This window comes from Nocardioides cavernaquae (assembly GCF_003600895.1).
Classification (GTDB): Bacteria; Actinomycetota; Actinomycetes; order Propionibacteriales; family Nocardioidaceae; genus Nocardioides; species Nocardioides cavernaquae.
Window position 1 is genome coordinate 3,423,214 of the sequence record NZ_QYRP01000002.1, and the last position, 13,955, is coordinate 3,437,168.

General features: G+C 70.6%; 12 protein-coding genes and 1 pseudogene. All 13 read right to left on the reverse strand.

Annotated features, from left to right (window positions below; all coding sequences use genetic code 11):
• Window positions 1-43: 43 nt before the first annotated feature.
• The 13 genes and pseudogenes from D4739_RS16490 to D4739_RS16550 all read right to left on the reverse strand — a co-directional run bounded on the left by D4739_RS16490 (window position 44) and on the right by D4739_RS16550 (window position 13,954).
• Window positions 44-796, reverse strand: a complete 753-nt coding sequence (locus D4739_RS16490; RefSeq protein ID WP_120061617.1) for a DivIVA domain-containing protein — start codon at window positions 794-796, stop codon at window positions 44-46.
• 150 nt (window positions 797-946) lie between these two features.
• Window positions 947-1,423: a cell division protein SepF gene (locus D4739_RS16495; protein ID WP_220699405.1), complete on the reverse strand. Its 477-nt coding sequence runs from the start codon at window positions 1,421-1,423 to the stop codon at window positions 947-949.
• Between the two features lie 64 nt (window positions 1,424-1,487).
• Window positions 1,488-2,198 (reverse strand): YggS family pyridoxal phosphate-dependent enzyme, encoded by a 711-nt coding sequence (locus D4739_RS16500; RefSeq protein ID WP_120061619.1) that lies wholly within the window; start codon window positions 2,196-2,198, stop codon window positions 1,488-1,490.
• Entirely contained in the window at window positions 2,195-2,887 is a 693-nt protein-coding gene (gene pgeF / locus D4739_RS16505) for a peptidoglycan editing factor PgeF (RefSeq protein ID WP_120061620.1), read from the reverse strand. The genes D4739_RS16500 and pgeF overlap by 4 nt, the downstream gene beginning before the upstream one ends.
• Window positions 2,888-3,193: 306 nt before the next feature.
• Window positions 3,194-4,133 (reverse strand): annotated as a pseudogene (gene ftsZ / locus D4739_RS16510) (cell division protein FtsZ); the annotation flags it as partial.
• Window positions 4,134-4,329: 196 nt separating this feature from the next.
• Complete coding sequence (locus D4739_RS16515; protein ID WP_120061622.1) at window positions 4,330-5,088, reverse strand: cell division protein FtsQ/DivIB; 759 nt, start codon at window positions 5,086-5,088, stop codon at window positions 4,330-4,332.
• Window positions 5,081-6,520 carry a UDP-N-acetylmuramate--L-alanine ligase gene (murC, locus tag D4739_RS16520; RefSeq protein ID WP_120061623.1) on the reverse strand — a complete coding sequence of 480 codons (1,440 nt, stop codon included), beginning with the start codon at window positions 6,518-6,520 and terminating at the stop codon, window positions 5,081-5,083. Before murC ends, D4739_RS16515 begins: the two co-directional genes overlap by 8 nt.
• Window positions 6,517-7,611, reverse strand: coding sequence for an undecaprenyldiphospho-muramoylpentapeptide beta-N-acetylglucosaminyltransferase (gene murG, locus D4739_RS16525; protein ID WP_120061624.1), 1,095 nt, complete (start codon window positions 7,609-7,611; stop codon window positions 6,517-6,519). The genes murC and murG overlap by 4 nt, the downstream gene beginning before the upstream one ends.
• Before the next feature lie 34 nt (window positions 7,612-7,645).
• On the reverse strand, window positions 7,646-8,878 hold the full coding sequence (ftsW, locus tag D4739_RS16530; RefSeq protein WP_120061625.1) for a putative lipid II flippase FtsW: 1,233 nt from the start codon (window positions 8,876-8,878) through the stop codon (window positions 7,646-7,648).
• A gap of 58 nt (window positions 8,879-8,936) precedes the next feature.
• A complete protein-coding gene (locus D4739_RS16535) occupies window positions 8,937-9,917 on the reverse strand; it encodes a Mur ligase family protein (RefSeq protein WP_120061626.1) in 981 nt (326 codons plus the stop codon).
• A complete protein-coding gene (gene mraY, locus D4739_RS16540) occupies window positions 9,910-10,983 on the reverse strand; it encodes a phospho-N-acetylmuramoyl-pentapeptide-transferase (protein ID WP_120061627.1) in 1,074 nt (357 codons plus the stop codon). The genes D4739_RS16535 and mraY overlap by 8 nt, the downstream gene beginning before the upstream one ends.
• Window positions 10,984-10,988: 5 nt before the next feature.
• Window positions 10,989-12,422: a UDP-N-acetylmuramoyl-tripeptide--D-alanyl-D-alanine ligase gene (locus D4739_RS16545; RefSeq protein ID WP_120061628.1), complete on the reverse strand. Its 1,434-nt coding sequence runs from the start codon at window positions 12,420-12,422 to the stop codon at window positions 10,989-10,991.
• The gene (locus tag D4739_RS16550; protein ID WP_182920458.1) at window positions 12,419-13,954 is read right to left on the reverse strand and encodes a UDP-N-acetylmuramoyl-L-alanyl-D-glutamate--2,6-diaminopimelate ligase; all 1,536 of its coding nucleotides are present in this window, start codon (window positions 13,952-13,954) and stop codon (window positions 12,419-12,421) included. Before D4739_RS16550 ends, D4739_RS16545 begins: the two co-directional genes overlap by 4 nt.
• Window position 13,955: the final 1 nt, after the last annotated feature.

Genomic DNA, 13,955 nt, shown 5'->3' on the forward strand with positions numbered 1-13,955 from the left:
GATCCGGCCGACGCTTCGTCGTGGCTGTCTTGCGAGGCTGAACTCAGCCCTCGTCCTCGCCGAGAATCGAGCGGAGGCGCTTGGGCGCCTGCGCCGACGACTCGGCCGGAGCGCCCTCAGGGGCGTTCTCGAGGGACTCGAGCTGCTGGGTGAAGTAGCTCTTCAGGCGCGAGCGGTACTCACGCTCGAAGGAGCGCAGGTTCTCCACCTCGGTGGTGAGCTTGGCCTGCTCCTTCTCCAGGTCACCGAAGAGCTGCGTGCGCTTCTCGGCGGTCTCGGAGTCGAGCATCTGGGCGCGCGTGCGGGCGTCGGACTCCATGCGGTCAGCCTTGACCTTGGACTCGGACTCGAGACGCTCGGCCTTGGTGCGGGCCTCGCCGACGATCTTGTCGGCTTCGTTCTTCGACTCCTCGACGAGCTCGTCCGCGTTGCGGGTCGCGATCTCCAGGAGACGTGCGGCAGCGTTGGAGGCATCGGCGACGGTGACGACCTTGATGGTCTCCACCGGAGCGGCGGGAGCCTCCACCTTCGCGGGCTCGGGCGCCTTGACGGGCTCCGGAGCCTTGACCGGCTCGGCAACCTTCGCCGGGGCAGGAACCTCGACCGGGGCGCCGCCCTGAGCCGCGCTCAGCTTCGAGCGCAGGTCTTCGTTCTCCTTGGTGAGGCGCGCGAGCTCAGCCTCGACCTCATCGAGGAACTGGTCGACCTCGCCCATGTCGTAACCCTCACGGAGTCGGACAGGAGTAAATCGCTTGTTACTCACGTCCTCCGGCGTCAACGGCATGACCTCACCCATTCGTATCTCGTAGCGATCGGAACTTCTGCGTGAACAATAGCGTCTGTATCGAGCCGCGCAGCATCGCGTCTAGGGACATCCCCCGGGGGCCCGAGAAAGGCCAGCGCCGATCCGGAGGACATTCCGGACCGGCGACTGAGCGATGAGCAATCAGCTCTGGTTGAAGAAGCCACCCTCGGCGATGCGTGCCTTGTCCTCGGCAGCGATCGTCACGTTGGGCGGGGAGAGCAGGAAGACCTTGTTGGTCACGCGCTCGATGGAGCCGCGCGTCGCGAAGACCAGACCCGCCGCGAAGTCGACCAGGCGCTTGGCGTCCTGGTCACCCATCTCGGAGAGGTTCATGATCACCGGAACGCCGTCGCGGAAGTTCTCACCGATGGTGCGCGCCTCGTTGTAGGTGCGCGGGTGCAGCGTCGTGATCCGGGACAGCTCTGTGATCGTCGGGCCCGCGGCAGGCGCAGGGCGACGACGCTCGCTGATGTCGGCCACCGGCGCGGGTCGCGGGGCAGCAGCCTGGCGGCTCGGCGCAGCGGCACGGGGCTCGGCAGGGTGACCGTCGTGCTCGTCGTAGTCATCGGCATACCGGCCGTCTTCGACCAGACCGAGATACTCACCGATCTTGCGCATGGTGCTCATGCGTCTGTCCTCCGATACTCGTCCGCCGCCTCGTGGTGGCGCCTTGCGTGTGACACTACTTGACTCCCGCGCGCGATCCGAGCACCGCGCTCCCAACGCGCACGTGTGTCGCGCCATAGGAAATCGCCTGCTCGAGGTCCCCACTCATCCCCGCGGACAGAACCGTCGCCGCGGGGTGCTCGTCGAGGAACCGACCGCGGATCGCAGCCAGCCGCTCGAAGGCAGCTGACGGGTCCTCCCCCAGCGGCGCAACAGCCATCAGGCCGCGCAGCGAGAGGTGGTCGGCATGCGCCACGGCCGCGGCGAGCGGGGCCAGGTCGACCGGGTCGGCACCGGCCCTGCCCCCGGCGCCGAGGGGATCGAGACTCACCTGCAGGAGCACGTCGACGAGCCGGCCTCGCGTGCCCGCACCGCGATCGAGCGGGCCGACCAGCTTGAGCCGGTCCACCGACTCGACCACGTCGGAGTACGCCGCGACGGCAGCCGCCTTGTTGGACTGCAACCCGCCAATGTAGTGCCACCTCAGCGGGAGATCGCCGCACTCTGCAGCCTTCGCCTCGGCCTCCTGGTGACGGTTCTCGCCCACGTCGGTGACCCCGAGATGGGCCAGGAGCCGCACGTCGGAGGCGGGGAAGAACTTCGTGACCACGACGAGCGACACGTCACCGTGAGGGCGCCCCGCAGCCGACTCCGCGGCGGCGATCCGCGCACGAGTGGCAGCCAGGTTGGCGGCGAGCTCGTCGCGACGCAGGACCTGGCCGGTCATCCACGGATCCTGATCAGGCCCGCCAGTCGCCCGGCCCGCGCTCCGTCGCGGCGGTGGGAGTAGAGCGCCTCGGTCTCGAGGGTGCACGGCGCGACCTCGATCACGGTGACGCCGTCCCGTTGGAGCTGCGCATGCACTCCGGCTCCGAGCGCCAGCGACGGAGTGCCCCAGGTGGTCGTCGCGCGGGTCGCGGGCTCGATGGCCGCGACCTCCTCCTGCATGGCGGGCGGCACCTCGTAGCAGCCGCCGCAGATGTGCGGGCCGATCCAGGCCGTGATGTCGGTGGCGCCGAGATCGCGCATGCGGGCAACCGTCGCCGGGACGACGCCCTTCTCCACGCCGAGTCGACCTGCGTGGGCGGCGCCGATCACCCCGGCAGCGGCGTCGGCCAGCAACACGGGCACGCAGTCTGCGACCCGGACCGCGAGCACGACGCCCCGGCGGTCGGTCACGATGCCATCGCAGACCGGTGACCGGCCGCCGACGCCATCGGTGAGCGCGACATCGTTGCCGTGCACCTGCTCCATGTCTGCCAGCACGGCCTCACCCGGAGCGAAGTCCGCCAGGACACGACGCCAGTTCTCCGCGATCGCGGCGGGGTCATCCCCCTGCGGGACCCGGGCGAGGTTCAGCTCGTCATAGGGGGACGCACTGACCCCGCCGTACCGGTCCGTGAAGGCAATCTCCACGGAACCCGGGCCGACGGGGCCGTGGGTCGATCTGTGTGCGTGCACTCCGGTTACTTGAGCCGGGTCACTTCAGGAAGTCCGGCACGTCCAGCTCGTCGTCGTCGAACTGGACCGGACGAGCGGGCCGGGTCGGCTGCGCAGGCTGGGCCTGGGGGGCAGGCTGCGACACGGGCGCGGCGGGGGCAGCCGGGCGGGACGGCGCCTGGTTGTTGATCTGCGTGGCAGCGGCGCGGACCTCGGCCTGCGTGGCCTGCGGCTTCTCGCGACGAAGGACGGTGCCCTCGTCGCGACGCTTCGGGACACCACCGTCGAAGCCGGCGGCAATGACGGTCACGCGGACCTCGTCACCGAGCGCGTCGTCGATGGTCGCACCGAAGATGATGTTGGCGTCGGGGTGCACGGCCTGGGCGACGAGCGCCGCAGCCTCGTTGATCTCGAAGAGGCCGAGGTCGGAGCCACCGGCGATCGAGAGCAGCACGCCGTGGGCGCCGTCGATGCTCGCCTCGAGCAGCGGGGAGGACACAGCCATCTCCGCGGCCTGGACCGAGCGGTCGTCGCCGCGGGCCGAGCCGATGCCCATGAGGGCCGAGCCCGCGTTGGACATGACCGACTTGACGTCAGCGAAGTCGAGGTTGATCAGACCGGGGGTCGTGATCAGGTCGGTGATGCCGGAGACACCCTGCAGCAGCACCTGGTCGGCCTGCTTGAACGCGTCGAGCATCGACACGCTGCGGTCGCTGATCGAGAGCAGCCGGTCGTTGGGGATGACGATGAGGGTGTCGACCTCTTCGCGCAGGCGGCTGATGCCGTCCTCCGCGGAGTTGGCGCGACGGCGACCCTCGAACGCGAAGGGGCGCGTCACGACACCGATGGTCAGCGCGCCGAGCGAGCGGGCGATGCGGGCCACGACCGGCGCACCGCCGGTGCCCGTGCCGCCACCTTCACCCGCGGTGACGAAGACCATGTCGGCGCCCTTGAGCACCTCTTCGATCTCGTCCGCGTGGTCCTCGGCGGCCTTCTCGCCCACGTCGGGGTTGGCGCCGGCACCGAGACCGCGAGTGAGCTCGCGGCCGATGTCGAGCTTGACGTCGGCGTCACTCATGAGGAGCGCCTGTGCATCGGTGTTGATGGCGATGAACTCGACGCCCTTGAGGCCGACGTCGATCATCCGGTTGACGGCGTTGACGCCACCTCCACCAATACCTACGACCTTGATGATGGCCAGGTAGTTCTGTGCTGCTGCCATGGCGGCTGTGCCTCTCCCGATCGATGTCTGGGTCTGCCCCGATGTGGGGGTCGTGCGGTGCTTGGGGAAGTCGCTGGGCCGGAACCCTAACCCTCAAGTCGAGGGTTATAGTTATGTCAACCTCGCGTTGGTGAAGACAGTACGGATCGCTGGCGCAAGGTCCAGACCGACACGCGGGACGCGCCGAACTTTTCGATCAACGGGTCGTGGGCTGACCCGGCACGCTGACGTCGTACGACGTGGCGTCCTTGCTCGTGGCGAGCAGCGCATCGAGGACCCGGGCCTTGTCGTGGGCCTGGTCAGCACTCCCCCACAGGACCTTCTTGCCGTCGCGAAGGGTCAGGATGATCTCGTCGCGCGTCTTCACGTCGACATAGGCGACCCGGCGCGAGACCTTCTCCGGGAGTACGCCGATCACCTCGGCGGCCTCCGACATCGCATCCGTGCGGGTGTCGGGCGCGGTGCGGATCAGAGGCAGGTCCTTGGGCCGGGTGGCGTAGGTGCGGAAGACGACACCGTCGGCGTCCATCCCACGGAGCCTGTCGCCCTCGTCGATGACCGCGACGGCCTGTCGCTCGGTCACATCGATGCGCACGTGGTGGGGCCACGAGCGCGAGACGTCGACGGACTCCACCGCCGCGAGGTTCTCCACACGGGCCCGGATGGCGTCGAGGTCGGCACGCGCGAGGGGCACGCCTTCGACGACACCGGCGGCCCGGGTCACCTGCTGCCTGGAGAGCATCGAGGTGCCGTGCACCTCGACCCCACGGACCGCCAGGACCGACGAGGCGAAGACCATCCAGACCAGCGCCACCAACAGGCCGACCAGGACCAGCAGCACCAGGGCGATGCGCCAGGTGCCCCAGCGCCGGGCCCACTGGCGTCGCGCGAACCGGCGCCGGGTCGCCTCGACGACGTCGGCACTCGAGCGCGGACGGCCCAGGAGGTCACGCATCGCGGGTCTCCAGGAGCGCCAGGACCTCCGGTCCGACCTTCGTGATGGTGCCGGCACCCAGGGTCAGCACCATGTCTCCGGGACGCGCCCGCTCCGCGAGCGCAGCAGCCACGTCGCCGAGCTCGGGCACGAAGGCGACCGCACCCTCGGGCAGCGGCACGGCGTCGGCAACGAGCTGACCGGTCACGGCCGGGTCGGCCTCCTCGCGGGCGAGGTAGACGTCGGTGACGACGACCTCGTCGGCGGCACCGAGCTCGACACCCATCTGCTCACCGAAGATGCGCGTGCGCGAGACCAGGTGCGGCTGGAACGCCACGATCAGGCGCCCCTCCCCGGCCACCGAGCGCGCGGCCTGCAGGTCGCCGTGGATCTCGCTGGGGTGGTGGGCATAGCTGTCGTAGACCCTGATGGCTCCGGCGCCCGCTCCCACTGTTCCCTTCAGCTCCATGCGCCGGCGGGTGCCGGTGAAGGCGGCCAGCCCTTCGCGCAGCAGCTCGGCGGAGAGGCCGAGCTCGAGGCCGACGGCCAGGGCCGCCAGCGAGTTCAGCACGTAGTGGGCGCCGGGGATCTGCAACGTCAGAACGCCCAGCGACACTCCGCCATCGGGGCCGCGGCGTACCTCGAAGGTGGTGCGGGTCCCGTCGTGGCGCAGGTCGTGGGCCGACAGGTCAGCATCGGCGGACAGGCCGTAGGTGACCACGCGGAGGCCACGGGCGCGCGCCTCGCCGGCGAGCGAGGCGGTGGCATCACTGTCGGCCCAGGTGATCAGCAGCCCACCCGGCTCGATGCGGTCGAGGAAGTCGACGAAGGCGGCCTGGTAGGCCTCCTCGGTCCCCCACTGGTCGAGGTGGTCGGCGTCGACGTTGGTCACGACCGCGATCTCGGGGCTGTAGACCAGGAAGGCGCCATCGCTCTCGTCGGCCTCGGCCACGAAGAGGTCGCTCGCGCCGTCGGCCGCGTTGACGCCGGTCGAGGAGAGGTCGCCACCGATCGCGTACGTCGGGTCGGCAGCGGCCGCCTGCAGGGCAACGGTCACCAGCGAGGTGGTGGTGGTCTTGCCGTGGGTGCCGGCGATGGCGATCGTGCGCTTGCCCGCCATGACCGCGAAGAGCGCAGCCGAGCGCGGCAGGATCCGCAGGCCCTGGGCCACCGCGGCGACGTACTCGGGGTTGTCCTCGCGGATCGCCGTGGAGACCACGAGCGTGTCGACGTCGTGCACCTGCTCGGCGGCGTGGCCGATGTGGACGCGGGCGCCCAGCTCGCGAAGCGCGTCGAGCGTGGGTGAGTCGTTGCCGTCGGACCCGCTGACCTCGATGCCGCGGGCGAGCATGATGCGCGCGATCGCGGAGAGGCCGGCGCCACCGATGCCGACGAAGTGCACGCGTCCCAGCTCGGACGCGGGCAGCAGGGTGTCGGGAACGGGAACCCTCATCGGGAAGCCTCCAGGATGAGAGCGGCGAGCTTGTCGTCCGCGTCGAGCGGGATGACGTCGGCCGCGGCAGCGCCCATCGCGGCGAGGCGGGACGGGTCGCTGAGCAGGGGCACGAGGTTGTCAGCGACCCAGCCGGGCGTCAGGTCGGCGTCGGCGACCAGCAGGCCGCCGCCGGCGTCGACGACCGGCCTGGCGTTGAGGGCCTGCTCGCCGTTGCCGATCGGCAGCGGGACGTAGACCGCGGGCAGGCCGACGCCCGAGGTCTCGACCACCGTGTTGCTGCCGCAGCGGCACAGGACCGCGTCCGCCGCGGCCAGCGCCAGGTCCATGCGGTCGACGTAGTTGACGACGACGTACGGCGCGGTGCCCTCGGGCCCGGCGGGGACCTCGAGGGTGTTCTTCGGGCCGATGACGTGCAGCACCTGGATGCCGGCCTCGCCGAGCGCCTGGAGCGCTCCGGAGACGGCGGCGTTGATGCGCTGGGCGCCCTGCGAGCCACCGGTCACCAGCAGGGTCGGCCGGTCGGCGTCGAGGCCGAACTCCGCACGGCCCTCGCCGCGCAGCGCTCCGCGGTCGAGGGTGGAGATCATCCGGCGGATCGGCAGGCCGGTGTAGAGCGCGGGCTCGCGCCTCTTCGCCCTCAGCGGGGTGTCCGGGAAGGAGATCGCGACGTGCGGGGTCAGCCGTGCGCCGAGCCGGTTGGCGATGCCGGGCAGGGCGTTGCCCTCGTGCACCACGATCGGGATGCCGCGCTTGCGGGCGGCGAGATAGGCCGGCACCGAGACGTAACCACCGAATCCGACGACCACGTCGGGCTTCACCCGGTCCACGATCTCGAGTGCGGCCCGCTTGGCGGCGCGAAGCCGCTTCGGCGTCTGCAGCAGCGCCTTGCCGGGCTTGCGCGGGAGGGGAACGCGCGGCACGAACTCGAGCGGGAAGCCCGCCTCGGGGATCAGCCGCGCCTCGAGGCCGGTCTCGGTGCCGAGGCACGTGATCTCGATCGTCGGGTCGTGCCGCAGCAGGGCCGCTGCGGTCGCGAGCAGCGGTGAGGTGTGACCGGCAGTGCCACCACCGGCGAGCAGGACGCGCATCACTGAACCTTCTTCTGAACCTTCTGTTGGCCCATCAGAGACCACGACGGGACTTGCCGGACAACCCCGCGGGCGCCTGGCGCTTGCGCGCCGCCAGGGCACGCGCGGCCTCCGGCTCGCGTCGGGCGAACCCGATCAGCAGACCCATCGCCACCAGGGACGGCAGGAGTGCGGAACCACCGTAGGACACCAGCGGGAGCGGGATGCCGATGACCGGGAGCAACGAGAGCACCATGCCCACGTTGACGATCATCTGACCCAGCAGCCACACGGTGATGCCGAACGAGACGTAGCGCACGAACGGGTCGCGGGTCTGGGTGGCGACGCGGATCGCGGCGTAGGCGATGGTGAGGAAGAGGCCGAGCACGAGGAGCGTGCCGATCAGGCCGAGCTCCTCGCCGAGCACGGCGAAGATGTAGTCGGTGTGCGCCTCCGGCAACGTGCCCCACTTCTGCTGCGAGGCACCGATGCCCTTGCCGAAGAAGCCACCGGTCGAGAGCGCCAGCAGGCCGTGAGCGGCCTGCCAGCCGGAGTCGTGGTAGTCCTTGAACGGGTCGGTGAAGTTGAGCAGTCGCCCACGCCGCTCGGGGCTCGTCGTCGCGAGGTAGAAGGCGCCGACACCGATGATCGACATCGCCATCGCGAAGAGGCGCATCGGGGCACCGACCACCCAGAGCATGCCGAGCATGATCGCGAAGAGCACGAGTGCGGTGCCGAGGTCGCGCTGCAGCAGCACGAGACCGGTCACCAGCGCCATGCCGGGCACGACCGGCACCAGGATGTGGTGCAGGTCGCCCAGCCGGCGCTCCTTGTTGGCGTAGACGTGCGCCGCCCACAGGATCACCGCGAGCTTGGCGATCTCGGACGGCTGGATCACGAACGGGCCGACACCGAGCCAGTTGGTCTGGTGGTTGCGGGTGACGCCGAGGGGCGTCAGTGTCAGCGCGAGCAGCACCATCGAGCCGAGCAGGCCCCAGGTCGAGAGCTTGCGGATCAGCGGCTGCGGCAGCCGGGTCGCGACGTAGGCCGCCGGCAGGCCGAGCACGACCCACATCAGCTGGCGCTTGACGATCGCGTAGGAGTCGCCCGAGTCGGCGTAGGACTCCACGCTGGACGCGCTCAGCACCATGATCAGGCCGAGGGTGAGCAGCAGGACCGACGAACCGATCAGCAGGTAGTACGACGTGAGCGGCCGGTCGAGAGCCTCCCGGGACGCGGCGAACCAGGTGGTCGCCGGCCGGGTCTCTTCGGGGTTCGCGGTCGTCATCGGGCCCATCCTCCCCGGAGCGACGGCGGCGTCCCGGCACATCTGGCGCGTGTCGCGCTCATGCCCCGCGGAGGCCGTCGCGCACGGCTGCAGGGGGTACGCCGTGAGCCAGCGCGAGCGCTGCGGCCGCGAGCGCGCGGGTCACCTCGACCGGGTCCTGCGACGGCAGGTCGGACAGTGCGCAGAGCTCCGCCGCCGAGGTCGAGCGCTGCGGGATGAAGGCACGCTCCACGAGCAGGTCCTCGACCAGGCCGAGCATGCCGACACCCGGGGTGCCGAGGGTGATGCCGATCGCGCGGGCGCCGTCGAGGACGTCTGCCTCGCGCACGAGCTCCTCGGTCGAGGGCGTCGTCGTGTCGGCGGTGATGTAGATGCAGGCCACCTGGACGTTCTCGTAGGCGACTGCGCGGACCGCCTCTCCCCCATCGAGCACGACGGTGGCGAGCGGGCTCATCGAGGTCAGGTCACGCAGCTGGGTGTCGTCGAGGGCCACGATCAACGCGTCGTACGGCGTGGGGTCCATGACCGCCTCGACGAGCGGGAGCCCGACGATGCCGGCGACCGCGGGCCGCAGGCCGCCCGCGAGCAGGATCCGCTCGGTCAGGAGGGCCACGTCGGCGACCCCTTCGCTGCCGGCCACCACGAGCCACGGGATGGACGTCTCGGGGTCGCGCAGGCGCCAGGCCAGCTCGACCTCGCCCCAGATGGGTACGCCGCGGCGACGGGCCTGCGTGAGCAGGCGTGCGTCGTCGGGGAACTCCGGGGAGGCGATCAGCAGGTCCGCGTGGTCCGGGAGTCCGAGGGTGGCCTCCGGGCCGAGCACGACCGAGGCGCCGAGGACGTCGAGCAGCTCGGCCTTCTCGTCGCGGCCCGGGTCCTCCTCCTCGGTGACCGTGTCGAGCGCCATGACGCTGGCGCCGAGGTGGTTGAGGTTGTCGGCGGCCGCGAAGCCGGCGCGGCCGAAGCCCGCGACGACCACGTGGACGCCCTCCCAGGGGCCCGACCGGTCGAACGAGCCGATCGGGCGGGGGTCAGACACCCGCGACCCATTCGGCGTAGAAGATGCCGACGCCGAGCGCGACCATCAGGCCGGTGATGATCCAGAACCGGATGACGACCGTGACCTGCTCCCACCCGAGCATCTCGAAGTGATGGTGGATCGGGGCCATGCGGAAGATGCGTTTGCCCTTGGTGGCCTTGAAGTAGCCCACCTGCATCATTACCGAGAGCGTCTCCATGACGAAGAGGCCGCCGAGGATCAGCAGCAGCAGCTCGGTGCGGGTCAGGATGGCGAAGCCGGCCAGGCCGCCGCCGAGCGCGAGCGAACCGGTGTCGCCCATGAAGATCTGGGCGGGTGAGGCGTTCCACCACAGGAAACCGAAACAGGCGCCCGTGATCGCCGAGCCCACGACTGCGAGGTCGAGCGGGTCGCGAACGTTGTAGCAGCTGCTGACCGCCTCGCTCAGGCCGCACTGCTGGTTGTTCTGCCAGATGTTGATCAGCGTGTAGGCGCCGAAGACCATCATCGACGCACCTGCAGCGAGGCCGTCGAGGCCGTCGGTGAGGTTCACGGCGTTGCTCGTGCCGGTCACGATGACCCAGATCAGCAGCACGACCAGGATCGCCGGAAGGGTCCAGACCTCCCAGTCGCGCAGGAACGAGATGTTGCGTGACGCGGGCGTGAGTCCGCGGTCGTTCTCGAGCCAGCTCGAGATCGCCAGGCCACCGAAGACCAGGGCCACGAACGTCTGGCCGATCATCTTGGCCCGGCTGCGCAGCCCGAGGTTGCGCTGGCGGTAGATCTTGATGAAGTCATCGAGGAAACCGACCAGGCCGCACCCGGCGAAGAGGAACAGCAGCAGCAACGCCGACGCCGAGGGCATCTCGCCCGTGATCAGCTTGGCCAGGCCGTAGGCGATCAGCGAGGCGAGGATGATCACGATGCCGCCCATGGTGGGCGTGCCCCGCTTGGTCTTGTGGCTGTCCGGCCCGTCCTCGCGGATCTCCTGGCCATAACCCTTGGCCGTGAGCACCCGGATCGCGTAGCGCGTGCCGATCAGGGAAAGCAGGAGGGAGAGACCACCGCTCAGCAGGATCGCTCTCATCGGCGCTACTCCTCCTCCAGCAGCCCTTCGGCCACCAGTTCCAGCGCGGCGCCGCGCGATGCCTTGATCAGCACCACTGCACCGCCACGATCCGCAACTGCTTCATTCCTGCAGTTCTCGCGCAACCATGCCAGAGCCGAGGCCCGGTCTGCTGCTGACACGGCGGTCCCGGACCACGATGTGACATTGCCCGCGCCCTCGAGCATGGGCGCAGCGGCCTCTCCGATCACCAGGAGTACGTCGACCCCGACGGTCGCGGCGTACGCACCGACACCTTCGTGTGCGGCCGCCGCGTCGGGCCCGAGCTCGCGCATCTCGCTGAGCACGGCGATCGTGCGGCGCCCCGTGCGGTCGCCGATGCCGCCCAGCGCGTCCAGCGCCGCACGCATCGAGTCGGGGTTGGCGTTGTAGGCGTCGTTGATGACGGTCACGCCGTCGGACCGGTCGTGCACCTCCATCCGCCAGCGCGACAGGCTTCGGGCCTGCTCGAGCGCGGTGAGGATCGTCGCAGCGTCGACGCCGGCACCGAGTGCCATCGCGGCGGCGGCCGCGGCGTTGAGGACCTGGTGTGCTCCGATCTCGAGCAGCTGGACGCGGGCAGTCGTGACGGGCCCGCCAGCGCTGGCGGCGAGCGCGAACCCGGCAGCGGGCCGCCCGAGCTCGTCCAGCTCCACAGGGCCGGTTCCGACGGTCCCGGCGATCCGGGCTCCGCTCTGGCCGGCACCCCACCAGATCACGGGTGCCTGCGTGCGCGGCGCCATCGCGGCGACCAGCGGGTCGTCGGCGTTCAGGACGGCCACCCCGTCAGGGGCGAGGCCCTCGATGATCTCGCCCTTGGCCTGGGCGATCGCCTCGCGCGAACCGAACTCCCCCAGGTGCGCGGTGCCGACGTTGATGACGGCCGCGATGTCGGGGCGGGCGATCTCGCAGAGGTAGGCGATGTGTCCGAGGCCGCGGGCCCCCATCTCCACCACCAGGAAGCGCGTCGAGGGCACGGCCCGCAGCACCGTCAGCGGGACGCCGATCTCGTTGTTGAAGTTGCCTGCGGTGGCGACGGTCTCCCCCGCGGCGGAGAGGACCTGCGTCAGGAAGTCCTTGGTGCCGGTCTTGCCCTGGCTGCCGGTGAGCGCGAGGACGGTCATCCCGGGCAGCGCGTCACGGACGTGGCGAGCCAGCTTGCCGAGTGCAGCAACAGGATCCGGCACGACGACGGTCGGTGCGTCAGTGGCCCGGGAGCCGAGAACACCTGCCGCTCCGGCGGCGACCGCGCCCGCGGCGTACGTGTGGCCGTCGACGTGCTCGCCGGCGATCGCGACGAAGAGTCCGCCCTGCTCGACCAGCCGGCTGTCGACGAAGGCCGGAGCCGAGACGAGGGTGTCGGCGCCGTGGAGCTCGCCTCCGACAACCGCAGCGATCTCGGAGAGCCGCAGCGGGATCACAGCTCCCCCCCGATCCGGGCAAGCTCCTCGCGGACCACGACGCGATCGTCGAAGGGGTGCACGACGCCTGCGACTTCCTGACCGGTCTCGTGGCCCTTGCCCGCCACCAGCACGATGTCCCCCGGACCAGCCGAGGACAGCGCCACCCGGATCGCCTCGCGACGGTCGCCGACCTCACGCACCTCGCCGGCGCCATCGCGGGTGCCCTCGAGCACGGCAGCCCGGATCACGGCGGGGTCCTCCGAGCGGGGGTTGTCGTCGGTGACGATCACCAGGTCTGCCAGCCTCGCTGCGATCTCACCCATCACCGGGCGCTTGCCGGTGTCGCGGTCACCGCCGGCACCGATCACGCAGATCAGCCGGCCACCCGCCTGCGCGGTGAGCGGGCGCAGCGTGCTCAGGGCCGCCTCCACTGCGTCAGGCTTGTGGGCGTAGTCGACGACGACATGGAAGTCCCGTCCCGTCTCCACCTGCTCGAGCCGGCCCGGGACGCCGCCGGAGCGACCGAGTCCCTCGGCCACCTCCTCGGGGTCGAAACCCGCCTCCGCAGCAGCGGCGATCGCGGCGAGGGCGTTGGAGACGTTGAAGGCACCCGCGATCGGGACCGACGTGACGACCCGGACGTTGCCCGGACCGGTCACCGTGAAACGCGAACCGTCGGCGCCCGCCTCGATGGCACTCGCCTGCCAGTCGGCGCGAGCGCCCGTGATGCTGAAGGTGCGGACCGGGATCCCGCGCGGGTCCGAGGCGAGCTGGTGGACCAGCAGCCGGCCGTGCTCGTCATCGATGTTGACCAGCGCGAGCCGCGCCCGGTCCCGGGCGAAGAGCTTGCGCTTGGCGGCGAAGTACTCGTCGAGGTCGGCGTGGAAGTCGAGGTGGTCGCGGCCCAGGTTCAAGAAGACCGCGACGTCGAAGGTGACACCGTCGACGCGGCCCAGCACCAGCGCGTGGCTGGAGACCTCCATCGCGCACGCGTCGACCTGCTTCTCCACCATGACCGCGAAGAGGCCGTGCAGATCGGGCGCCTCCGGGGTGGTCAGGGCGGTCTTGATGTCCACGCCGTTGATGCGCGTGCCGACCGTGCCGATGACGGCCGCGGGCACACCGGCTGACTCGAGCGCGAGCTCGGCAAGACGTGTGGTCGTCGTCTTGCCTTGGGTGCCGGTCACCGCGATCAGCCGCAGGTGGCGGGCCGGGTCGCCGTAGACGTGGGCGGAGAGCGTGCCGAGCACCGCGCGCGGGTCGGGGACCACGAGCACCGGGACGTCCAGGTCCAGCCCGGCCACGATCTCGGCGCCCGCGGCGTCCGTCACGATCGCCGCGGCACCTGCCTCGACCGCTGCCGCGGAGTACGACGCGCCGTGGGCGCGCGTGCCCGGGAGGGCGGCGTACAGGTCGCCGGGGTGGATGCGCTGGGTGCTGAGACTGATGCCCGTGACGCCGGCAGCAGCGCCGGGATCGGGCAGGCCGAGCCAGGCCGCAACCTGGACCAGTGGAGTGCTGTGCGCGGCAACGGGTCGTGGATCGGTCACG